The sequence below is a fragment of the Burkholderia sp. GbtcB21 genome (assembly GCF_019091065.1).
Classification (GTDB): domain Bacteria; phylum Pseudomonadota; class Gammaproteobacteria; order Burkholderiales; family Burkholderiaceae; genus Burkholderia; species Burkholderia pyrrocinia_C.
On the sequence record NZ_JAGXKA010000421.1, the window covers coordinates 1 to 241 of the forward strand.

A 241-nucleotide genomic window follows, 5' to 3' on the forward strand; every position below is an offset into this window, starting at 1 on the left:
ATCGCGGCAGGCGTTTGTTACGGTGCTGGCGCAGGCAGGCAATCAGTTCGCGGCGCAACTCGCCGCTAGGCTGAGCATAGATGGCGTTGTAAATCGTTTCGTGGGACACGTTCAGGCCCGGATCGTCGGGGAAGGTCCGCTTCAGGGTAGCCGCGATTTCCTGCGGCGCCCACTGGCGTTCTCGCAGAAGCTGGCAAACGACATCCCAGAGAACCGAGTCGGGTGCAAGCTTCAGCGTCGG

The 241-nt window shown here is 62.2% G+C and carries 1 pseudogene; it reads right to left on the reverse strand.

Annotated features, from left to right (window positions below):
• Positions 1 to 241, reverse strand: a pseudogene (locus KVT39_RS37250) (IS30 family transposase); the annotation flags it as partial.